Genomic DNA, 23,048 nt, shown 5'->3' with positions numbered 1-23,048 from the left:
GCGGCCGTCACCGAGGGGATGCGATGCACGAAGGCAGTACCGCCAGGACCGCCAGGACCGCCAGGACCGTCATGGGCCACGCGAGCGGCACCGACGGCACCGGTGACACCGGCGCCGTCGCGGGGGAGCGGGGCAACACCAAGCTCACCGAGCGCTGGCAGGCGTCGCTGATGGACAACTACGGCACGCCACGGGTGCCGCTGGTGCGCGGCGAGGGCGCCGCGTTCTGGGACGCGGACGACAAGAAGTACCTCGACTTCCTCGGGGGCATCGCCGTCAACTCGCTCGGCACCGCGCACCCCGCCGTCGTCCGGGCCGTCAGCGAGCAGATAGGCCGGCTCGGCCATGTCTCCAACCTGTTCGTCGCCGAGCCGCCGGTGCGGCTCGCGGAGCGCCTCCTGCGGCTGACCGGGCGCTCGGGGCGGGTCTTCTTCGCCAACTCCGGCGCGGAGGCGAACGAGGCCGCCTTCAAGATCGGCCGGCTGACGGGCCGGCGCCGCATGGTCGCCGCCCAGGGCGGCTTCCACGGCCGCACCATGGGCTCCCTCGCCCTCACCGGACAGCCCGCCAAGCGCACCGCGTTCGAGCCGCTGCCCGGTGACATCACGCATGTGCCGTTCGGCGACGCCGAAGCGCTGCGCGCCGCCGTCGACACCGACACCGCGCTCGTCTTCATCGAGCCGATCCAGGGCGAGAACGGCGTGGTCGTGCCGCCCCCCGGCTATCTGGCCGCGGCCCGTGAGATCACCCGCGCCACCGGGGCGCTGCTCGTCCTCGACGAGGTGCAGACGGGCATCGGACGCACCGGCCACTGGTTCGAGCACCAGGCGCACGGCGTCGAGCCCGACGTCCTCACACTCGCCAAGGGCCTCGGCGGCGGCCTGCCCATCGGTGCGACCCTCGCCTTCGGCCCGGCCGCCGACCTGATGGCTCCCGGCGCCCACGGCACCACCTTCGGCGGCAACCCCGTCTCCTGCGCCGCCGCGCTAGCCGTGCTCGACACCATCCACGGCGACGGGCTCCTGGACCACGTCAAACGCCAGGGCGAGAACCTGCGCCAGGGCATCGAGGCCCTCGGGCACCCGCTCGTCGACCGGGTCCGCGGCGCCGGGCTGCTGCTCGGCATCGTCCTCACCGAGCCGTGCGCCCCGCAGGTGCAGCAGGCCGCGCAGGACGCGGGGCTCCTGGTGAACGCCGCGCTGCCCGACACCATCAGGCTCGCCCCGCCACTGATCATCGGCGAGGACGAGGTGACGACGTTCCTGCGCAAGTTGCCCGGCGTGCTCGACCGGGCGCGGCGGGAGTCCGGCGCCTGAACCGCGCCAGGCCGCGCCTGAACCGCAACTGAACCGCGCCTGACCGCGCCGACTCGACGGGCCGTCCACACAAGGGTGGACGGCCTTTGTCGTGTGCTCCGGCCCACGGCTGAACCCGGTGACGGTGCCGGAGTGAGCCGTGCCGGTTTGCAATGGCGCCATCGTGATGCCATGGTGGCGTCATGGAATCCGTGCCGCAGTCCGGCCGTCTCCGCCACACGCCGCCCGCGTGCCTCCGCACCGGCATACGCGGCGCCTGATCCAGGCGCCCGACCCCCGCGTCTTCGCCGCCGCCCTCCGCCGCCCTCCGGCGTGACCGCCCGGCATCCCCGCACGCGGCTCCCGTAACCCTCGCGCAGCTCTCGCGCGGTTCTCGCGCAGCCCCGGCACCGTACGGTCCCGACCGTACGGGCGTACTCCCGCACACCCTGAAACAGGTGAAATATCGTGACTTACCAGTCACTGAACCCTTCGTCACCGTCGACGCCGCCCACACCGCCCCTCACGCCACCCCTCACCACGCTGGTCGACGTATGGGAGGCCCCCAAGGAGCACTTCTGGCTCCGCGGCACTCCCGCGGAGCGGCCCGTCGAGTTCGACGGCGACGGCGAGATCGGAGTCTGGAACGTCTACGGCCACCCCGAGAGCGTCGAGGTCCTCTCGAACCCCGGTGCCTACTCGTCGGACACGGTGCCGGTGCTCGTACCCGAGACGCCGGAGTACGAGAAGAGCGGCCTGCTCACGCAGATGGACCCGCCCGACCACCGCAAGCTGCGGCGCCTCGTCAGCCGGGCCTTCACGCCGCGGCTCGTGGCCGCGCTCGCGCCGCAGATCGCCACGCTCACCCATGAACTGCTCGACCGCGCCGACGAACGCGGCACCGGCACCCTGGAACTCGTCGACGACGTCGCCCATCCGCTGCCGGTGACGGTGATCGCCGAACTGCTCGGCGTGCCGAGCAGCGACCACGCCCTGTTCCGGCAGTGGAGCGACGCCATGATCCCCCGCGACCACGCCTCCGTCTCCGACGCGCTGACCACCGAATCCGCCGCGGCCGTCTTCGATCTGTCGCGCCGGATGAGCGAGTACTTCGCCGGGTACGCCGAGGAGCGCAGGAGCCGCCCACAACAGGATCTGCTCACCCACCTGGTCCTGGCCGAGGTCGACGGCGAGCGGCTGACCGGCCCCGAGATCGGCAACCTGGCCCAACTGCTGCTCGTCGGCGGGCACGTCACCACGACCATGATGCTCGGCAACGCGCTCCTCTGCCTTGAGGCGCACCCGCACGAGCGGGACCAACTGCGGCGCGATCCCGCGCGGATGCCCGGCGTCGTCGAGGAGACGCTGCGTGTTCTCACGCCGTTCCAGGTCTTCCACCGCGTCACCACCAAGGAGGTGCGGCTCGGCGACCGGACGCTGCGCGCGGGGCAGTTGGTCGCGGTGTGGGCCGGCGCGGCCAACCGTGACGAGCGGGTCTTCGCCGACCCGCAGGAGTTCCGTCCGGAGCGCGACCCCAACCCGCACCTCGCGTTCGGCAGGGGCATCCACTTCTGCCTGGGGGCGCCGCTCGCCCGTCTCGAGGGCCGGGTCGCCCTCGGCATCCTCCTGGAGCGCTACCCGGAACTGCGCGCGGATCCGGACAACCCGCCGGTCCTGATGCGGAGTCCGGAGCTGACAGGGCCGCGTTCGTTGCCGCTGCGCACCGGCCGGTAGGGGAAACGGTCCGGGGGCCGTCGGTACGACCAGGCGTTCAGTCGGTGGGGCGCCTGCGGGACCTGCGGGGGCCGGGGGACTTGTGGTCCTTCACGGGCTTGCCGAAGCCGAGGCCGTCGTCCGGCCGGAGCGGGCCGACGAGGGAGTGGAAGACGTCGTCGAGGGTGGCCCGGTGCACCGTGATCGCGGCCGCCTCGACCGCCGCACCGTCCAGGGCGTCGAGCACGGCCCGCACGTCCGCGACGCTGCAGTCGCTCGGCAGGTGCAGGGTGAGTTCCTCATGGTCGGCGCGCACACAGTCGAAGAGCCCGGCGGCCTCCTCCATGCCGGTGACGGTGTCGAACTGCAGCCGGATGCTGCCGCCGCACGGCCCCGCGGCGGACAGCGGGATCACCGGCGCCACCGCCTCGGACGCCATCGCCTCGGAAGCCGCCGCTTCGGAAGCCGCCGTGTCGGAGGCCGCCCTGCTCCGCGCGCCCGCCGGGTGGTTCCGCGCGGACGACGGCGGTGTCACCACGAACTCGGGGTCGAGGCCCCGCAGTTGTACGACCACCGAAACCGGGGCGAGGTCGCGATTGACCTCGCCCATGGCGGCGCACAGGGCGTTGAGCAGGGTGAGCCGGGCGGCGGACTGCAGGGGGCCGGTGAGTTGCCGGGCGAGGGCCCGGGTCTCGGCTCCGCCCGCGTCCGCGGCGACCGCGAGCTCCTGACGGAGATCGTCGAGGTACGGGGTGAGGTCCATGACGTCATCATGGCACAAAGATGGCGCCATTCAAGCGCCAATGGACGTTCTCCGGACGCCTGGCCGAATACCGGTCCTCCTTGTTTTTGCCGGAATTCGACCGTGCGGCCGGGTGGATGCGGGGGTACACGGGAGGGCGCAGCGGTCCGGAGCGGGCGGGTCCACCGGGGCTGAATCCCTGGCCTGGAGTGGGTGAGGCGATGTGCGGGGCGGGTTCGGGCGGATGGAGCGCGACGTCCTGTCGCGCTCCCCGGCGCGCACGCTGGGCGCATGAACCGCGCCTTCGGCGTTGGTGCCTTGGCTGTGCCAAAGTGGGCTTGCAGTGGTGCCACGATGGTGCCATAGTTGCGCTGCGGGTCGTACGCCGTACAGGAGCAACGACCGTCCCCTCGTTCCTGACTACCCGACAGGAGTCCTCCTCGCCGTGGCTACCCTCCTCTACAAACTGGGCCGCTTCGCCTTCCGGCGACGCGGCGTGATGGTTCTGCTGTGGGTGCTGGTGTTCGGCGGTGTGGGCTACGCCGCCTCGTCCGCCCCGGCACCCCCCGCCGACACGTTCTCGATGCCCGGCACGGAGTCGCAGAAGGCGTACGACCTGCTGGAGGACAAGTTCCCGGACGCGAGCGCCGACGGCGCCACGGCCCGCGTGGTGCTGCGGGTGCCCGGCGACGGAAAGATCACCGACTCCGGCGCCAAGGCCAAGGTCGGCAGGGTCGTCGCCGAACTGCGCAAGGCGCCCCAGGTCGCCAAGGTCAGCGACCCCTACGCGGGCGGCGCCGCCGTCAGCAAGGACAAGTCGACCGTCTATGTGTCCGCCACCTACAAGGTGATCGCGACCAAGGTGTCCGAGAAGGCGCACGACGCCCTGGACGACACGCTGGCCGACGCGCGCAAGAGCGGTCTGAAGGCCGAAGCCGGCGGTGACGCCGTCAAGGTGGAGCAGACCATGAACGGCTCCGCCGAAGCCGTCGGTATCGCCGTCTCCGCGATCGTCCTGCTGCTCACCTTCGGCTCCCTGATCGCCGCGGGCATGCCGCTGCTCACCGCGCTCGTCGGTGTGGGCGTCGGCATCTCCGGCATCACCGCGCTCGGCTCCACGCTCGGCCTCTCGTCCACGACCACGACCCTGGCCATGATGATCGGGCTCGCCGTCGGCATCGACTACGCGCTGTTCATCGTCTCCCGCTACCGGTCCGAGATCGCCGAAGGCCGTGAACGCCATGACGCCGCGGGCCGGGCCGTGGGCACCGCGGGCAGCGCCGTCGTCTTCGCCGGACTCACCGTCATCATCGCCCTCGGCGGCCTGATCGTGGTGGACATCCCGATGCTCACCAAGATGGGCATGGCGGCCGCGGGCACCGTCGCCGTCGCCGTCCTCATCGCCGTGACACTCGTGCCCGCGCTCCTCGGCTTCGCGCCCATCAAGGTGCTCGCCCGCAAGGACCGCGCGCGGTACAAGGGCAAGCCGCTCTCCGCGCGCAAGCAGCGCAAGGCCGAGAAGCGGGCCGCCAAGCTGCAGCGCCCCAACCTCGGTGCCCGCTGGGCGCGCTTCGTGCTCCGCCACCCGGTCGGCGTGCTCCTCCTGGCCGTCGTGGGCCTCGGCACCGTCGCCGTACCCGCCGCGAGCATGGAGCTCGGCCTGCCCGGCGAGGGCACCATGGCTCCCGACACCACCCAGCGCAAGGCCTACGACATGATGTCGGAGTCCTTCGGCAAGGGCTTCAACGGCCCGCTGATGGTGACCATCGAGGACAAGGACGCCAAGAGCGAGTCCGCGGGCGTGCGCTCGAAGATGGCGAAGGAACCCGGTGTCGAGTCCGTCGGCCCCGCCGTGCTCAACAAGGCGGGCGACACCGCCATCGTGAACGTGGTGCCCACCACGGGCCCCGACGAGGACGACACCAAGAACCTGGTGAAGTCCCTGCGCGGCATGGCGAAGGACATCAAGGCCGACCACGGCCCGGAGATCCTGCTCACCGGCCAGACGGCCTTGTTCATCGACTTCTCGAAGACCCTCGACGACGCGCTCCTGCCCTACCTCGGCACGGTCGTCGGCCTGGCCTTCCTGCTCCTGATGCTGGTCTTCCGCTCGATCCTGGTGCCCCTGAAGGCCGCCCTCGGCTTCCTGCTCTCGGTGGCCGCCGCGCTCGGCGCCGTGGTGGCGGTCTTCCAGTGGGGCTGGCTCGCGGACGTCTTCGGCGTGGACCAGCCGAGCCCGATCATGAGCACGATGCCGATCTTCATGATCGGTGTGGTGTTCGGCCTCGCGATGGACTACGAGGTGTTCCTGGTGACGCGGATGCGCGAGGCGTACGTGCACGGCGCCGAGCCGCGCGAGGCGGTCGTCACCGGCTTCCGGTACGGCGGCCGGGTGGTCACCGCCGCCGCGATCATCATGATCAGTGTGTTCTCCGGCTTCATCATGGAGGAGAACGACCTGGTGAAGATGATCGGCTTCGGACTCGCCGTAGCGGTGCTCTTCGACGCCTTCATCGTCCGGATGGCGCTTGTGCCCGCGCTGTTCGCCCTGCTCGGCAAGTCGGCGTGGTGGTTGCCGAAGTGGCTCGACTGGCTGCTCCCGAACATGGACGTCGAGGGCGAGAAGCTGTCCCGGCGCCTGGCCGCGCAGCAGCGGACCCGGCCGTGGCAGCGGCGGCGCGAACCGCAGTACCGGGGCTGACCGCGGCGCCTTCGCCCACGGGGCGTCCACACAGCGGGCTCCTCCGGCCTCACCGGCCGGCGGGGCCCGCTCCCGATGTCGGCCTCGCGCGGCGCCGGAACCGATGTCGGCCTCGCGCGGCGCCGGAACCGCTGTCGCCCTCGCGCGGCGCCGATCCGCTGTCGGCCGTCGCGGCGCCGACCCATCATGTCCCCTCGGCGGGGACGCCCTGCAGAGTCACGAGGAGGGGACCTTGCCCACGTTCGACACCCCGGAGCCGATCACCGCCACGATCCACGTCGCCATCGGCGTCGCCCACATCACCGCGGGCGGGCGCGCCATCACCGTCGTCGAGGTGCACCCGCGCGACAAGGACAACGACGCCGACGTCCGGGCGGCGCAGGGCACCCGCGTCGACTTCGTACGCAACCGCCTCACGGTACGGACGCCCGACCCCGGCCTGCGGCGCGGCGACGCGGGCGCGGTCCTCGTCGAGGTACGGCTGCCCGGCGGCTCCCGGCTCAACGGCACCGCGTCCCTCGGCGACTTCACCGGCGAAGGCCCCCTCGGCGCCTGCGCCCTGAACACCCTGGACGGCGACATCCGCCTCGACAGGACCGGGCCGGTACGCCTGCGCACGGAGCGCGGTGCCGTCACCGTGAACCACATCGACGGCTTCGCCGAGGTCACCACCGGCTCCGGCCGGGTGCGCGTCCATGAGATCGACGGCGCCGCGGAGATCAGGAACTCCAACGGCGACACCTGGGTCGGCCGGATCTCCGGCGAACTGCGGTTGAAGGTCGCCAACGGCAACGTCTCCGTGGGCCGTGCGTACGCCGACATCGCCTCGAAGTCCGCAGGCGGCGACATCCGCATAGAGGAGGTCGCCCGGGGCCGTGTCGACCTCCAGACGCAGACCGGCAACCTGGAGATCGGCATCCACCCGGGCACCGCGGCCTGGCTCGACGTCAACTCCCGGGCGGGCACCGTGCACAACGACCTGGGCCCCGTCGACGGCCCCGGCCAGGGGGCCCAGACCGTGCACGTGCGCGCCCGCACCGGGCTCGGCGACATCGTGATCCGCCGCGCACAGGGCCTCCCGGGAGCGGCAGGTGACCGAAAAGTTACGGCCAGTTGAAGGAAAGGAAAACGTCAGGCGTACGCGGTGTGCGGCGTGTCGTGACGTGCCCTGGGTACTGAGGGGTCATGCGAGTGAGCGTGCTGGATGTGGGATCGCGCACCGTGCGCCTCGTGGTGGCGGACGCCGCTGGTGGGGCACCGCTGCCCGTGCACACGAAGAAGTGGAAGCTGCGGCTCTGCGACCGGGTCGAACCCGGCGCCCCTTTCGACGAGGAGGCCGTGCGCCTCCTCGTACGGGCGGTCGACGCCGCGGCGTCGACCGCTGGACGTTGGGGTTCCGCGCTGCCGCTCGCCTTCGCGACCGCCGTGGTGCGTGACGCGCCGAACCGTCTGGAGGTCCTGCGCGCGGTGCGGGCGAGCACCGGCGTCGCCCTGTGCACGCTCCCCGGCGAGGTGGAGGCCGAGCTGACCTTCCTCGGCGCGCGGCGCTGGCTGGGCTGGCGGGCGGGGCCCCTGGTCCTGTTCGACATCGGCGGGGGCTCGCTGGAGGTGGCCTTCGGGCGGGGGCGCCTGCCGGACTTCGCGGTGTCGCTGCCGCTCGGCGCGAACCGGCTGACCCATGAGTTCCGCACCGGCGACGACCCGCCGTCCGCGCAGACGATCAAGGCGATGCGGCGCAAGGTGCGCCACCAGATGCGGGACGTGGGGGCACGGATCCGCTGGGAGGGCCCGCGCACCGCGGTCGCGACCTCGCGCACGTGCCAGCAGTTGGCGCGGCTGACCGGCGAGGCCCCCGGACGGCGTGGTCCCTTCGTACACCGGAGCCTGGAGCGCGAGGCCCTGCGCCGGTCGACGGAGCGACTCGCCCGCCTCCCGGTGTCCGAGCGCGCGCAACTGCCGGGGATCTCGGCGCCACGGGCGGCGCAGAGCCTGGCCGGCGCGGTCGTCGCGCACACGGCCATGAAGCTGATGGGCATCGACAGGGCGGAGGTCTGCCCCTGGGCGGTGCGCGAGGGCATCCTGCTGCGCCACATCGAGGAGGGGCCGCAGTGGTGGGCCGGCCTGACCGCGCGGCTCACCGATGCCACCGACGACACCGATGCCACCGATGCCACCGACGCGACCGATGCCATCGATGCCACCGATGACACAGACGTGCCGCCACCGGTGGCGCTGCGGGTGGCCAGGCGCTGACGCCCCGCGGCGCACGTTCCGGCGGGTGGCGCCGGAACGCGCACCGGGGTCAGGGCGCGGTCTTGCTCAACCCGCCCGCACGGGCCCCCTTCCTGGTCCGCCGGTCACCGCTGCCATTGCCGTTGCTGCTGCCGTTGCTGCTGCCGGGCGCCTTGCCGTTCCCGTTGGTGCTTCCGTCGGCGCTTGCGCCGGTGCTGCCCTTGGTGCTTCCGTCGGCGCCGCCGTGGGCGCGGGCCGGAGCGGGCGCCGCCTCCTGGTCCTGGACCGCGGCCGGACCCGCGGCCGCCGCCCCCGGCTGCTTCCCGGACGCCACCGGCACCACAGGCGTCTCCGCCGCCGCGGACGCCTCAGCCGCCGCGCGTGCCTCCGCCTTCAACCGGTCCCGCATCTGCAGGAACTTGGCGTTCAGCTCGTCCACGGCGATGAACTTGTTCACGCCGCGCTCGCTGACCTTCGGTTCCTGCCGCGCCATGATGTCGTTGTCCTGCCGGTCCTGGACGTACTGCTCCATCATCAGCGACAACCGCAGGATCGGCGGCCGCAACTGCTTGACCGGCACCATCGCCTTGAGCAGCGGATACTCGTAGAGCCGCATGATCGCCTGGGTGTTGTGCTCGTCGATGGGCACGAGCCAGGTCGTGACCTCCAGGAGCCCCTGCCGTACGTGGGTCATGCACGGCGCCTGGTAGATGAGGTCGAAGTGCCAGGTGTTGGAGGGGTTGCCCTCCTCGCACTGGTCGAAGGTGTTGCGGATGATCGTGCCCTCGACGTCCACGCGATGGTTCACGATCTTGTTGGCGGCGATGTAGCGCTCCCGGCCGTCCAGCCAGAGCTTGCGCCAACTGCCGTACATGAAGGTGTAGTCGATGATGTTCGCCCAGTGATCGCGGTGCACGAACGTCACGTGGTAGAACTCGAGCAGGCTCTCGATGTAGCGCGTGTAGTGCACCGGGCGGCTGAAGGTGATCGTCTCGTACGGCCGCGGGTGCTCCGCGAGTTCGCGCGCGAGCGCGATGTCCGGCAGGACCTCACGCTTGTCGCCCCACCACAGCCACACCAGGTCGTGCTGTTCACGCACCTCGTAGGTGTCGATCTTCAGGGACGCGGGGATGCGGCCGTCCGCGCCGAGCGCGGGGACGTGCCGGCAGGTGCCCTCGGTGTTGAACCGGAAGCCGTGGTAGGGGCACGCGATCGAGTTGCCCACCAGACGCCCGTCGGCGAGGTTCGCGCCCTTGTGCGGGCAGCGCGCCGACTGGCACACCAGCTTGCCGTCGAGGTCGCGCCAGAGCACGAGTTCCTCGCCGAGGCGGCGCACGCCGGTGGGCGCGTCCTGTTTGATGTCTTCGGTCCGCAGAATCGGATACCACTGGTTCGGGATCATCTGGAACGTCTCGCCTTCCTCTCGTGTACCTCGCGTGCCGGCCCGGCGAGCGGGGCGCTCAGCCCTCCACGACCTCGACGACACCGGTGTCGCCGTCGACCATGACCATGTCGCCGGTGTTGATCACTTGCGTGGCGTACTTGGTGTTGACCACCGAGGGCACGTTGAACTCCCGGGACACGATCGAGCTGTGCGAGAGCATCGAGCCGATGTCCGTGACGACCCCGCCGGCGATGGCGAACAGCGGTGTCCAGGAGGCGTCCGTGTGCCGGGTGACCAGGATCTCGCCGGCCTGGAACTCGTCGGCCTGCCACACCAGGTCCTCGACGATGCGGGCCCGCCCCACGATCCGCCCGGGGCTCGATCCGAGCCCCGCAAGGCGCGCCCCGTCCTTCACGGGTCGCACCGCGCGCGTGCTGTCGTGCTCACCGACGAAGGTGAGCGGCGGCTCCGGCAGCCGGTTGCGGTACTCGTGCACCCGGCGCCGCTCCTCGGTCCTCGCCCGCGGGAACACGGCACGCGCGGGCAGCTCACCGGCCAGATAGCCGCGTACGTCGGCGAAGTCGAGGTAGGCCACCTCGTCCAGGGAGTGCAGCAGCCCCTCATCGACAAGCCGCCGCCCCACCTCGTACACGACGTTCCTGACCAGCCAGATCGACGTGATCATCGACATCCGGGTGGTCTCGCGCAGCTCGCTGCACAGGGCGTACATCGAGATGAGGCCCTCGATGGTGGCCCGCTGCGGCAGCGGCAGCTTCTTCAGGACCTCCCGGGCGTCGCCCTCCTGCCGGGCGCGGCTGCGGCCCATGATGTCGTCGGCGGTGAAGCCGTCGGCGGCGTAGCGGCGGATCATCTGGAAGATGTACGAGGGGTCGTCGATCCAGCGCTGGTGGGTGAGCTCCATCTCCTGGCGGCCGCGGGTGCCGTTGGCGCGCAGGAACGGCTCCATCTGCGCCTGCCAGAACGCCTCGCCGTCCGGGTCGGCGCGCAGTTGGTCCGCGACCTCCTCCAGAGGCGCCGCCTCGATGATCTCCATGACCCGCGGCCTGGCCTTCGCGGCCTGGGCGACGGCCCAGATCTCCTGGGCCGAGGCGACCGTGCGCAGGCTCGACATATCGGTCTTGATGCGGTTCTGGAGGTTGTCGCCCGCGGCGCCGAGCCAGCGGGCGCACAGCTCGGTGAGGATGCCGTAGAAGCCGAACGCGTTGATGTAGTACGGCATGTAGCCGACGTGCGCGTCGTGGAAGTAGTCCAGGTAGCGGCTGAGTTCGGCGTGCAGTTCGCGGCGGCCCATCCGGGTCAGGTCCAGGCGCCGGGCCCGGTCGAACTCGTAGAGGCGGGCGTCGACCATGGTGCGGGCGCGGCCCTTCATCACCAGCATCTCGTTCGCCGTGGCCCGCAGCCAGTGCGTGGCCGAGAGCAGGTCCCGCATGCCGCCGGGGAAGGTGCCGAACGGGTTCTCGTACGTCGCCAGGTCCACCTCCTCGCTGACGAACCGGCGGGTGAAGTGCCGCTGGTCGCGGGTGGGCAGGGCCTGGCCGAGGAGGTAGGAGGTGTAGGAGATGTTGAGGTACACATGGCCCTGGAGGAAGCCCATGTGCAGGCCCACGTCACCGGTCTCGCGCACGCCGAGCGCCGCCGCGCAGTCGCCGTGCACATGGTCCTGGTAGTGGCGGGCGAAGCTCAGGCCGAGCGGGGTCATCAGGCCGACGAAGATCTCCCCGATGTCCATGCGCGACCAGAGGGTGCCGTGCCGCACGGTGTCCGGCTGCCCTTCGAGGCGTTCGGGGAGGTAGGGGCTGCGGGCGTCGCCCGAGGCCTCGGGCCGGGGCCGGGTGGTGATCGGGCGGGCCTGGAGCAGATACAGCGCCCCGTCGCGCAGCGCCCACTCGATGTCCTGCTCCGTGCCGTACCGGGCCCGGACGTCGAGGGCGGTCCTGGCGAGGGCGGCGAGCTGGTCGCGCGTCAGGCAGGGGGCGTCCCGGTCGGCGGCGTCGACCTTCGTCATGCCGATGCGTCCCGGCGCGAGCGGCGCGCACTTGGTGACCTTGTAGCGCACGCGTTCCTCGACGACGTCGAGCGTGCGGTCGTCCACCACGAAGAAGTCGCTGGAGACCCTGCCGGACACCAGGCCCTCGCCGAGCCCGCAGCAGGCCTCCACCACCAGGCGGTGCGGCCTGCCGCCGATCGGGTCGACGGTGAAGAGCACCCCGCTGACGTCGGCGGGCACCATCTCCTGCACGACGACGGCGATGGCCCCCGCGGGCTCCCCGGCGCGGTAGGCGGCGGCGCGGTCCGACCACAGCGACGCCCAGCAGACCTTGACCGCGTCGAGCAGCGCCGCGTCCCCGGACACATCGAGGACGGTGTCGTGCTGACCGGCGAAGGAGCGCTCGGCGGAGTCCTCGCGCGGCGCGGAGGAGCGCACCGCGACCCGCGGGCGGCCGAGGGCCTCGTACGCCGCCAGGATCGTGCGGGCAAGGGGCTCCGGGACGTCCCGGGCCAGGATCACCTCGCGGACGGCGGCCGGTGGCGCGGAGCGGGCCTCGGCGGCGCGGAGTTCGGCGGTGAGGCCGCTCTCGCGCAGGAACAGCTCGAAGAGCCCGGTGGTGAGACAGAACGCGGGCGGCACCGGAAGCCCCGCCCGGATCAGCTCGTCGAGCCGGGCGCCCTTGCCGCCGAGCTCGTCGGGGCCCGCCGGGTGCGGGCTGCCGAGCACGGCCACGAGGTCCGCGTGCGCGGCCGCGCCCGCCGCGACAGGGGCCTCCTGGGCCCCGGTCCCGGTCCCGGTCGTCGCCCCGGTCCCGGTCGTCGCTTCGGTACCGGTCTCGGTCGTCGCCTTCGTCGTCATGACGTGGCCCTCTCGACGGTGGTGGTGGCGGAGCGGGCCGGGAGTGCCCCGGTCGGGCCCGTCGCGGAGTTGCTGCCGGTGAACGCGCGGAACGCCTGTCCCGGCAGCACCCGCGTGGCCCGTACGTCGTCGAAACCGGCCTCACCGAGCTGGCCGAGCAGTTCGTCCTCGCGCGGCAGGGGCCCGCCGAACCGCGCGTACTCGAACCACAGGTTGAGCACTTCGAGGCCGAGGGTGCCGCTGCCCCGGCAGGAGGAGGTGAGCAGCAGCGTGCCGCCGGGGGCGAGCAGGGAGCGGGCGCGCGCGAGGACCTCGGCGCGCTCGTCCTGCGGGAAGTAGTAGATGTTGTTGTGCATCGTGACGATGTCGAACTGCGGTTGCAGGTCGAGCGTGCGCAGATCGCCGTGGCGGGTCTCGACGCGGTCCGCGAGCCCCCACTGGGCCATGTTCTTGGCCGCCTGCTCGGCGACCTCCGCCTGCACGTCGACGGCGAGTGCGGTCAGGCGCGGATTGAGCTCCGCCGCGTACCGCACGTAGGCGCCGCTGCCGCAGCCGACCTCCAGGAGCCGCACCGGCGCGGTGCGCGGCAGCGCCTTCCTGACGGCCGCCTCGACGAAGCCGCGCACCACCAGGGACGACCGCGCGACGACCAGGCCGTCCTGGTCACAGAGACCGAACCGGCCGCCGCCCTGGAGCATCCGCGGGGCGTCCCGCAGCGCAGGCACATGGAAGCGGAGCAGCTCTTCGAGGGTCGCCGCGACGGCGTCGTTGCCGACCTGCGCCAGCGCCTTGGCGGTACGGCTCCTGAGCCGGTAGCAGCCCTCGCGCCGGTCGAGTTCGCCGAGGCGCACCCCGATGTCCAGCCAGGCACGAAGGCGTTGCCGCTCCTCGCGGCCCGTGCCCAGGTGTTCGGCGAGGCTCTCCAGGTCGCAGGGGCGTGTCGCCATGCAGCGCAGCACACCGGAGCCCGCGGCCGCGGCCAGGAACGACGCCCGGTACGACGGGGTGAACAGGGTGCGGTTGAGCGTGAGCAGCAGCGGAAGGCGCGGGTCCGCGACGGTCCTTGCCATCGTGGCCAGGCCCGTGAACGGCTCCTGCGCCCGGTCCTTGACGGCCCTGGCCAGGCTCAGTAGGTCCATGAGGGTTCCCTCTCCTCGGCGGTACGGGTGAGTTCGGCGCGCAGCTCACGAAGGAGCGGAAGCCGTGCGGGTCCGTTCAGGTAGAAGTGGCCGCCCCGCACCCTGCGGTGCAGCAGGGAGGCGGCGGTGTACGCCCGCCACGCCTCCACCTGGGCGGGCGGGGCGATCGGGTCGTGGGTCGCGGAGAACGCCGTCATCGGGCAGTCGAGCGGGCGGCGCGGCCGCCAGCGGTAGTGCGCGCACAGCGTCAGGTCGGCACGCAGCACCGGCAGTCTGCGCTCCAGATAGGCGCTGCCCACCCGGTCGTCGGGGCGCAGCGCGCCGAGGTCGCGCACGAGTTGCCGCAGGGCGTCGTCGCCGAGCTCCTGGCCGTCCGGGCCGCCGTACAGGTGCGGCGCCTTGCTGCCGGACACGAACAGGTGCCGGGGTCCGGGCAGGCCGCGGTCCCGCAGCGCGCAGGCGACCTCGTAGGCGAGCAGCGCGCCCATGCTGTGCCCGAAGAAGACGTGCCGGGATCCGGGGGCGGCGTGCCCGGCCGCGATCAGGGCCTCGGTCGCGTCCCGTGCCAGTTCCGCCATCTCCGTGTACGGGGCCTCGTCGCTCCGCAGGCCACGGCCGGGCAGCAGGACGGGTACGACGGTGACGCCGGGCCCGATCCTGTCCGCCCAGTCGCGGAAGACGGACGGGGTGCCGCCCGCGTAGCCGAAGCAGATCAGCCGGGGCCCCGCGGTATCGGCGGCGCCGGGTGCGGGCGCGAAGCCGGGGCCTGTGAACCAGGCGCGGGCCGGCGCCTGCGGCCGTTCGGTGCGGGGCATCGGGTTCCTCTCGGGCTCGGGGCGGGCGGGATCGGGCGCGGGATCGCTGGCGGGGGATGTCAGCGCGGGACGCGGGCGCGGCCCTCGGGCGTGTCGAGCCAGGCGAGCGTCCGCCGCACGCCCTCCTCGAAGCCGACCGCGCTCTTGAAGCCGAAGTCGTCGCGGGCACGGTCGATCGCGTAGGACTGGTCGCGGTCGAAGAGGTGCACCGCGTGCCGGGTGAGCACCGGCCGCGCCTTGAGCCGCAGCGCCCCGTAGAGCCCCTCCGACAGCGTCGCCACACCGCGCGCCACCGGCGCGGGCAGGCTCAGGAAGGGCGGCTTCACGCCGAGCCCGCGGGCGAGGGCCTCGACGTACTCGCGCCAGGTGGTGCGGTCGGCGTCGCGCAGATTGTAGGTGCCGCCCGCGGCGCTCGCGGACGCACAGGCGGCGATCATGGCGTCGGCCGCGTCGGCCACGTACAGCAGCCCCGCGGGGACGTCGCCGCCGCGGATATAGACCATCTGCCTGCTCAGGAGCAGCGTGGCGATCTCGACGACGAAGTCCTTGCTGCGCGGCCCGTACACGCTCACCGGGCGCACCACGGTCAGCGGCAGGTCCGCGCGCGCCGCGGCCTCGCGCACCGCCTGCTCGCCGAGGAGCTTGCTGCGGTTGTAGGGCAGCCCGATGTCGCGCGGCGGGGTCTCCTCGTCGCAGGGGCGGACCGGGTAGCCGTACACGTCGGTGGTGCTGACGTGCACAAAGCGCTCGACGTCGCCCGCGTGGACCGCGGCCTCGACGAGGTTGCGGCTGCCGTCGACATTGACGCGCCGGAAGTCCGCCCAGGGTCCCCAGTCCGCGGACAGGCCCGTGCAGTTGTACACGTGCCGCACCCCGGTGACGGCCCGGCGCAGACTGTCCGTATCGCCCAGGTCCCCGACGGCCACCTCGACGTCGGCGCCCGCGAAGGCGGAGCGGTCGCTGCCCGCACGGACGAGGGCACGCACGCGGTGGCCGCGTTCGGCGAGGCGCCGGGTGAGGTGTCCGCCGATGAACCCGGCCGCGCCCGCTACCAGGACGTCGGGCGCGGCGGACCGGGCGGCGGGGGCGGGCGCCACGGCGGGGGAGGGCGCGGTGGCGGCGGTGGCGGGTGCCGCCTCCGGAGCCGTCTCGGGTGTCGCCTCGGGAGCCGCCTCGGGTGGTGTCCCGGGAACCGTCTCGGGTGGCGTCCCGGGGCGCGGCCCGGTGCGTGCGGTTCCGTTCGTCCTGCGCTGCGTCATGGCGTGCCCCAACAGGTCCAGTGCGCGGTCGAGTTCGTCCTCGGTGTGGTCGGCGTTGATGAAGAAGCGCAGGCGGCACTCGTCGCGCGGCACGGCCGGATAGCCGATCGGCATCACGTTCACGCCGAGGCGCAGCAGCGCGTTGGAGAGCGCCATGGTCTCCTCCCAGCCGCCGATGACGACGGGGACCACCGCCGATGCCCGCGACACGCCGATGTCGAGGCCACGGGCGCGCCCCGAGTCGCGGAAGTGCTCGGCGAGGTGCCGCAGTTGGGTGACGCGCTCCGGTTCGTCCCGCAGGACCCGCAGCGCCTCCAGGGCGGCGGCGGTGTTGGCGGGCGATGTGCCGGTGCTGAAGATGTGCAGCGGTGCGGTGAACTTCAGGTACTCGACGATCGTGCGCCGTGCCGCGACATAGCCGCCGAGGCTGCCGACGGCCTTGCTGAGCGTGCCCATCCACAGGTCGACGTCGGCGCGGTCGACGCCGAAGTACTCGCCGATGCCACGCCCGGTGCGCCCGAGCACGCCGAGGGAGTGGGCCTCGTCGACCATCAGGAGCGCGCCGTGCCGGTTCTTGACGTCGATGAACTTCGGCAGGTCGGGGAGGTCCCCGTCCTGGCTGTAGGCGCCCTCGACGAGGACGAGGGCCCGGCGCGCGCGGGCCCGGGACCCGGTGAGCGCGCGGTCGAGCGCCCGCCAGTCGTTGTGCGGGAAGGGCAGCCGCCGCGCGCCCGAGAGGACGCTGCCGCGCACGGCGCTGTCGTGGATCCACTCGTCGTGCAGGATCAGGTCGTCGGGGCCGAAGAGGTGCCCGATGGTGGCGACGTTCGTGGCGTGCCCGCCCGCGAAGACGATCGCGGCCTCGGTGCCGAGGAACGAGGCGATCTCGGCGTCCAGTTCGTGGTGCAGCGGGGTCTCGCCGAACAGCAGCGGCGTCGCCGAGCAGGACGTGCCGTACCGGTCGACGGCGGCGCGGGCTGCCTGCCGGACACGCGGATGGTGGGACAGGGCCAGGTAGTTGAAGGCGGAGAAGTTGAGGACGGTGCGGCCGCCGACGGTGGCCCTGCCGCTGTTGTAGCCCTCGTGGGTGCGCCCGTAGGGATTGTCCCCGTCGGCGGTGGCCTGCCGGAGCCGCCCCTGCAACTCGGCGTACTCCGGCCACTCCTCGAAGACGCGTTCCTGCCGGACGGGCGGGCCGGTGGTGTCCGGCGCCGCGGGGGCGGCGGGCGCGGGCACCGGCGGGGCGCCGTCACGCACGGGCACGGCGCCCGTGAGGAGCGCGGCGAGCTGCCCCACCGTCGGGTCCTCGGGCAACTGCTCGCGGTTCCCGTTCAAGTGCCCAGGGAACAGCCGTTGCAGGGCCCGCTCCAGCTCCGTACGCATCAGCGAGTCGAAGCCGAGGTCGGCGCCGAGGCGCGCGTCGGGCGGGATGTGCTCGACGGGGTGCCCGCAGACGCGGGACACCTGCGCGCGCACTTCCTGTGGGGCGGCGGGGGCCTCTGCGGCCGGGCCTGCTTTCTGCGGTACGAGAGCCGCTACCTGGGGTACGGGAGCTGCTTCCCGCGGTACGGGGGTTGCTTCCTGCGGCACGGGAGCTGCTTCCTGCCGTACGGGACCTGCTTCCCGCGTTACGGGGGCGAGCCCGGGCGCCTCTCCCGGCGGAGGCGGCGTGAACCAGTACCGCTCCCGCTCGAACACCGCGTGCGGCACCGGAACGACAGGACCGCGCCGACCTTCGTCGAGGGCCGCCCAGTCCACCGTGGCGCCCGCACAGTGCAGTCGCCCCAGGGACTGGAGCAGCGTCTCCCAGTCGCCCGTGGCGCCCGGCACGGTACCGGCCCGGCCCCGCCGCAGCGAGGGCAGCCACAGCAGCGGGTCCGCGTCCGGGTCGGACTCCGCCGTGCCGGTCCCCGGCGCGTCGCCCGCCGTGCCGGAAGCCGTCATCGACCGGCCGAGCCCGAGCAGGGTCGGATGCGGGCCCACTTCCACGAAGGCGGTGCAGCCGAGCCGCCGCACCGTGCCGAAGCCGTCGGCGAACCGCACGGTACCGAGGAGATGGTCCACCAGGGCGTCGCCGTCGATGCGGCCGACCGTTTCGCCGGTGGCGTCCGACACCCACGGGACGACGGGCTCGGCGAAGCGCACGGTACGCGCGGCCTCGCGCAGCGGCTCCGCGGCCCCCGCCATGAGCGTCGAGTGGAAGGCGCCCGACACGGCGAGGGGCTTGACGACGACGGAGCGTTCCGCGAGCGCGGTACGGGCCCGCTCGATCTCCGCGCGGCCACCGGACAGCACCAGGTGCGTGGGCGAGTTGACGGCGGCCACGGACAGCGGTCCGTACCGTTGTGCGACGTCACGCACAATCGACGCGTCGCCCAGGCAGGCGATCATCGCGCCGTCGCCCGGCTGTTCGTCCATGAGCCTGCCGCGGACCGCCGCGAGCCGCAGCGCGTCCTCGAACGTCATCGCCCCGGCCACGCACGCGGCGGCGTACGCGCCGACGCTGTGCCCGAGGACGGCGGCGGGCCGCACGCCCAGGGACATCCACAGCTCGGCGAGCGCGACCTCCAGGGCCACGAGCGCGGGCTGGCAGTAACGGGTGGCGCGCAGCCGCCGGGTGCCGTCGTCGGCGAACAGCAGCTCGGTCAGGGGCACACCGAGGTGCGGCCGCAGCACGTCGTCCGCCCGCTCGATGCTGCGGGCGAAGGGCGGGTGCGTGTCGTACAGGCCCTTGCCCATGCCCGGGTACTGCGTGCCCTGGCCGCCGAACAGGAACGCCGTGCGCGGCCCGGGCCCGTGCCCGGCCGTACCGCGCACCACGGCCGTCGATGCCGCCCCGCCCGCCAGCGCCTCAAGGCCCGCGTCGAGCGCCTCGGCCGACCCGCCGACGATCACCGCACGGTGCCCGAGCCGGGCCCTGCCCGTCCCCGCGGACCGGCACAGGTCGGCCACCGGCGCCTCCGGGCGGGCGGCCAGGTGGGTGCGCCAGCGCCGGGCCAGGGCGGTCAGCGCGGTCGGCGTGTGGCCCGACAGGCACAGGGCGTGCACCGGCCGCGCGGTCGCGGGGGCGGGCCGGGGCTCGGGCGGCTCGGACGGCTCGGGCGGCTCGGGCGGTGACTCCAGGACGACGTGCGCGTTGGCGCCGCCGAACCCGAAGGAGCTGACGGCCGCCCGCACCGGCCCGCGCCGCGGCAGCGGCGTACGGCGTGTCGGTACGTCGAGGCCCGCGCCGTCCCAGTCCAGTCGCCGGCTGGGTGTGCTCAGATGGAGCGTCGGCGGCACCTCGCGCTCCCGTACGACGAGCGCCGCCTTGATGAGGCCCGCGACGCCCGCGGCCGCCTCCAGGTGCCCGATGTTGGTCTTCACCGAGCCGACCAGGCAGCGGGCACCGTCCGGCCGCCCCATGCCGTACGCCTCCGCGATGCCCTCCCACTCGACCGGATCACCCAGCGGTGTGCCGGTGCCGTGTGCCTCGACGTAGTCGACTTCCTTGCCGCTCAGCCCGGCCCGCGCCAGGGCCTGTTCGACGACGGCGCGCTGGGCGGAGCCCCGGGGTGCGGTGAGGCCGTTGCTGCGGCCGCCGTGGCCGGTGGCCGAGCCCCTGATCACGGCGTGCACGCGGTCGCCGTCGGCGAGGGCGGCCGCGAGCGGCTTCAGGCAGACGAGGCCCGCGCCCTCGCCGCGCACATAGCCGCCCGCCGTGTCGTCGAACGTGCGGCAGCGCCCGTCGGCCGACAGCATCCCGCCGTCGGCGAACGCCACCGAGAGGCCGGGCGTCAGCATCAGGTTCACACCGCCCGCGAGCGCCAGGGAGCACTCGCCCCCGCGCAGGCTGTCGCACGCCAGGTGGACGGCCGTCAGGGACGACGAGCACGCCGTGTCCAGGGCGAGGCTCGGGCCGCGCAGGTCGAGCGCGTAGGACAGCCGGCCCGCGGCGACGGCGTGCGCGTTGCCGGTGGCGCCGTGCACGTCGACGGTGTCCAGGCGGCCCATCACCAGCTCGGCGTAGTCGTGGCTGCTGATGCCGACGAACACGCCGGTGTCGCTGCCCGCGAGCGATGTCGGGTCGCTGCCCGCGTCCTCCAGGGTCTGCCAGGCCGTCTCCAGGAGCAGCCGCTGCTGCGGGTCCATGCGGACGGCCTCGCGCGCCGACAGGCCGAAGAACCGGGCGTCGAACTCCTCGACGCCGTCGACGAACCCACCGAAGTCGGGCGCGGCGACCTGCCCGGCGTCCCAGCGGTCCCGCGGCACCTCGGTGATCGCGTCCCGGCCGTCACGAAGCAGCCGCCAGTAGCTGTCCGGGTCCGGCGCGCCGGGGAAGCGACAGCCGATGCCGACGACGGCGATCGGCTCGTGCCCGCCACCGTCGGCCAGGGGCTGTCGGAGCTGTTCGGGATGTTCCCCGGGCCGCGTGGTCGGCGTGGTCCGAGTGCACGAGGGGGGCGCGGCGGTCCGCGCGGGCACGGTGGAGTGCGGCGCCGGGGCGGACCCCGCGCCGGTGGTGGCGAGGTGGGCGGCGATCGCCCGGATCGTCGGGTGGTCGAAGACCACGGTCGCGGGAATCTCGCGGCCGGTGCGGGCGCTCAGCTCCGCGAGGACCGCCACGGCCTGCTTGGAGTCCAGGCCGAGGGACGCGAGCGGCAGGGCCGGGTCCACCGCAGCCGCGGTGAGCCCGAGGCGTTCGGCGACACGGGCGGTCAGCCAGGCCTCAACGGCGTCGGGGTCCCAGACGGCGCCCGCGGGGACCCGGGCGGTGAGCAGCCCGGTCAGCGTGTCGACGCGCGGCCGCAGAAGCAGCTCCCCGACCGGGATCGCGACGCCGTGCCGCTGCTCCAACTCGCCCACGAGGGACAGCAGATCCCGGTAGCCGAGGCCGAGCTCGGCGAACGTGCGCGTGGCCACGTCCGGGAGGCCGCCGTCGATGTCGACGTAAGGACGCAGGACCTCCTCGACCGCCGCGCCCACCGGCTGCCGCGGCGGTGGCGCGGCAGCCGGGGCGGGCGGCGGTGGCGTGTCGCGGGCGACGCTGGCCGCCACCACCTTCAGGCCGAGGTCGAGGAAGTCCTGCCGGCAGGACTGACGCTGGATCTTGCCGCTGGTGGTCCTGTGCACCGTGGACCGCTTCAGGAGGACGACGGCGTGCGGTGCGACCTCGTGCTCGTCGGCGATCGCGGACCGCAGCCGTGCGAGCAGGCCCGGCGCGTCGTCGGCCCGCCTGCCGTCGATCTCGTACGCGACCACGAGGCGCTCGGCGCCGTCCACCTCGACGGCGAAGGCCGCGCCGCAGCCCTTGCGGACGGCGGGCTCCGCGCGCTCCACGGTGCGTTCGATGTCGTGGGGGTAGTGGTTACGGCCCTGGACGATGACGACGTCCTTGGTGCGGCCGACGATGTGGAGCTGTCCGCCGCGCAGGAAGCCCAGGTCACCCGTACGCAGATACGGCGTGCCGCTCCTGCCGCCCGCGCCGCCCTCGCCGTCGTCCTCCCCGGCCATAAGGGCGCGGAACGTCGCCTCGGTGGCCTCGGGGCGGCGCCAGTAGCCGCGGGCCACGCTGCCGCCCGCGATCCACACCTCGCCGATCGTGCCCTCGTCCGCGATCCGGCGCCGGGTCCGCGGGTCCACGACCGCCACGTCAAGGCCCGGCACCGCGGGACCGCAGCCCACGACCCGGGTGACGCGGCTCCCCGTGGCCGGGGCCGCGTGTCCCGCGCCGAGCGCCGCGGTGTCGAACTCCCCGACGACCGGGGGCTCGTGGGCGCGTACGCCGGTCACCATCAGGGTGGCTTCGGCGAGGCCGTAGCAGGGCAGCAGCGCGGCGCGCCGGAACCCGCACGGCGCGAACCGCTCGGTGAACCGGTCCAGGGTGTCCGCGCGCACCGGCTCCGCCCCGTTCAGGGCGAGGCGCCAGTGGCTCAGGTCGAGCCGGTCACGCTCCTCGTCGGTGATCCGGCGGGCGCACGCCTCGAAGCCGAAGTCGGGGGCGACGCTCGTCGAGGCGCGCGTCTCGGACAGGGTCCGGAGCCACAGCAGGGGGCGGCGCACGAACGACATCGGGGACATCAGGTGCGCGGGGAACCCGCCGTACAGGGGCGAAAGGATGCCGCCGATCAGCCCCATGTCGTGGTACGGGGGCAGCCACGACACCATCGCGGATCCGGTGTCGTGCGCCAGCCTCCGGTGGATGGCGGAGAGGTTGTGCAGCAGATTGCCGTGGCCGACCATGACGCCCTTGGGCGCGGACGTCGAGCCGGAGGTGTACTGGAGGAACGCCAGCGAGTCGGCGGTCAGTTCGGGTTCGCGCCAGTCGTCCGCGTGCACGGCGCCCCAGCCGTCGGGCCCGCCACCCCCGGCACCCGGCGCGCCAGGACCGTCAGGGCCGTCAGGGCCACCCGTCACCAGCCACCGCAGTCCGCCGAGCCCGAGCGCGGCCAGCTCGTCCCTGCGGTCGCCCGCGAACCGGGACAGGTCGCCGGTGGTGAGCGCGTGCGTGGCCCGCGAGTCCCGTGCGATCGCGGCGAGCCGCGGCATGGTCTGCCCGAAGCGGCGGGTGTCCGGCGGGTACGCGGGCACGGCGAAGGACCCCGCGTACAGACACCCGAGGAACCCGGCGATGTAGTCGAGCCCGGGCGGGTGCAGGAGCAGCACCGGCTCGCCCGCCGCGCCCTCGTGCTGCAGCAGGGCGGCCACGCGGCGGGCCTGGAGGTCGAGTTCGGCGAACGTCCAGGAGTGGTCGGCGCCGGTGTCGCCCGCCGGGCCGGGGGTCTCGGTGCCGCTCAGGAAGCGGTAGGCGAGGGTGTCCGGCCGGTGCTCGGCGTGCCGGCGCAGCACGGCGACGAGGGTCCGTGGCGCGTCGCCTCGGCGGTGGTTCTCGCTCGGGCCTTGGGTCATGTACGTCTCCG

The 23,048-nt window shown here is 73.3% G+C and carries 10 protein-coding genes and 1 pseudogene; 5 read left to right on the top strand and 6 right to left on the bottom strand.

Translation table 11 applies throughout. The features are described 5' to 3' along the window. Positions 1-23: 23 nt before the first annotated feature. Positions 24-1,316: an acetylornithine transaminase gene (locus IG78_RS0129030; RefSeq protein WP_404827640.1), complete on the top strand. Its 1,293-nt coding sequence runs from the start codon at positions 24-26 to the stop codon at positions 1,314-1,316. A gap of 447 nt (positions 1,317-1,763) precedes the next feature. Then, on the top strand, positions 1,764-3,029 hold the full coding sequence (locus tag IG78_RS0129025) for a cytochrome P450 (protein WP_225881911.1): 1,266 nt from the start codon (positions 1,764-1,766) through the stop codon (positions 3,027-3,029). A 498-nt stretch (positions 3,030-3,527) separates the two neighbouring features. Here the strand turns inward: IG78_RS0129025 and IG78_RS0129020 are convergent. After that, positions 3,528-3,771, bottom strand: a pseudogene (locus IG78_RS0129020) (hypothetical protein); the annotation flags it as partial. Between the two features lie 424 nt (positions 3,772-4,195). Here IG78_RS0129020 and IG78_RS0129015 point away from each other — a divergent pair. The 3 genes from IG78_RS0129015 (at position 4,196) to IG78_RS0129005 (ending at position 8,704) form a co-directional block, all read left to right on the top strand. Then, the gene (locus IG78_RS0129015) at positions 4,196-6,451 is read left to right on the top strand and encodes an MMPL family transporter (RefSeq protein WP_051853029.1); all 2,256 of its coding nucleotides are present in this window, start codon (positions 4,196-4,198) and stop codon (positions 6,449-6,451) included. 232 nt (positions 6,452-6,683) lie between these two features. Then, positions 6,684-7,568 (top strand): DUF4097 family beta strand repeat-containing protein, encoded by an 885-nt coding sequence (locus IG78_RS0129010; RefSeq protein ID WP_051853028.1) that lies wholly within the window; start codon positions 6,684-6,686, stop codon positions 7,566-7,568. Between the two features lie 68 nt (positions 7,569-7,636). Then, positions 7,637-8,704: a Ppx/GppA family phosphatase gene (locus IG78_RS0129005; protein WP_078964714.1), complete on the top strand. Its 1,068-nt coding sequence runs from the start codon at positions 7,637-7,639 to the stop codon at positions 8,702-8,704. Between the two features lie 49 nt (positions 8,705-8,753). On the opposite strand, the gene IG78_RS42825 is transcribed toward IG78_RS0129005, so the two are convergent. From IG78_RS42825 to IG78_RS44355, 5 genes are read right to left on the bottom strand one after another with little or no spacing between them, the layout of a single operon-like run. After that, the gene (locus IG78_RS42825) at positions 8,754-10,085 is read right to left on the bottom strand and encodes an aromatic ring-hydroxylating oxygenase subunit alpha (protein ID WP_063760810.1); all 1,332 of its coding nucleotides are present in this window, start codon (positions 10,083-10,085) and stop codon (positions 8,754-8,756) included. Between the two features lie 58 nt (positions 10,086-10,143). Further along, on the bottom strand, positions 10,144-12,936 hold the full coding sequence (gene redH / locus IG78_RS0128995) for an undecylprodigiosin ligase RedH (RefSeq protein ID WP_030568414.1): 2,793 nt from the start codon (positions 12,934-12,936) through the stop codon (positions 10,144-10,146). After that, entirely contained in the window at positions 12,933-14,075 is a 1,143-nt protein-coding gene (locus IG78_RS0128990) for an SAM-dependent methyltransferase (protein ID WP_030568412.1), read from the bottom strand. The genes redH and IG78_RS0128990 overlap by 4 nt, the downstream gene beginning before the upstream one ends. Continuing rightward, positions 14,063-14,890, bottom strand: coding sequence for a thioesterase II family protein (locus IG78_RS0128985; RefSeq protein WP_037684827.1), 828 nt, complete (start codon positions 14,888-14,890; stop codon positions 14,063-14,065). The genes IG78_RS0128990 and IG78_RS0128985 overlap by 13 nt, the downstream gene beginning before the upstream one ends. A gap of 59 nt (positions 14,891-14,949) precedes the next feature. Further along, positions 14,950-23,037 carry a type I polyketide synthase gene (locus tag IG78_RS44355; protein WP_030568408.1) on the bottom strand — a complete coding sequence of 2,696 codons (8,088 nt, stop codon included), beginning with the start codon at positions 23,035-23,037 and terminating at the stop codon, positions 14,950-14,952. Positions 23,038-23,048: the final 11 nt, after the last annotated feature.

Origin of the sequence: Streptomyces aureocirculatus (genome assembly GCF_000720475.1) — a bacterium.
Classification (GTDB): Bacteria; Actinomycetota; Actinomycetes; order Streptomycetales; family Streptomycetaceae; genus Streptomyces; species Streptomyces aureocirculatus.
The sequence above is the reverse complement of the archived record's forward strand: the minus strand, read 5'-3'. Positions and strand labels throughout refer to the sequence as shown.

Bases quoted from the DNA above. Each gene is read 5' to 3' on its own strand.
- IG78_RS0129030 (WP_404827640.1), top strand. From the start codon at position 24: ATGCACGAAGGCAGTACCGCCAGGACCGCCAGGACCGCCAGGACCGTC.
- IG78_RS0129005 (WP_078964714.1), top strand. From the start codon at position 7,637: ATGCGAGTGAGCGTGCTGGATGTGGGATCGCGCACCGTGCGCCTCGTG.
- IG78_RS42825 (WP_063760810.1), bottom strand. From the start codon at position 10,085: ATGATCCCGAACCAGTGGTATCCGATTCTGCGGACCGAAGACATCAAA.
- redH (WP_030568414.1), bottom strand. From the start codon at position 12,936: ATGACGACGAAGGCGACGACCGAGACCGGTACCGAAGCGACGACCGGG.
- IG78_RS0128990 (WP_030568412.1), bottom strand. From the start codon at position 14,075: ATGGACCTACTGAGCCTGGCCAGGGCCGTCAAGGACCGGGCGCAGGAG.
- IG78_RS0128985 (WP_037684827.1), bottom strand. From the start codon at position 14,890: ATGCCCCGCACCGAACGGCCGCAGGCGCCGGCCCGCGCCTGGTTCACA.
- IG78_RS44355 (WP_030568408.1), bottom strand. From the start codon at position 23,037: ATGACCCAAGGCCCGAGCGAGAACCACCGCCGAGGCGACGCGCCACGG.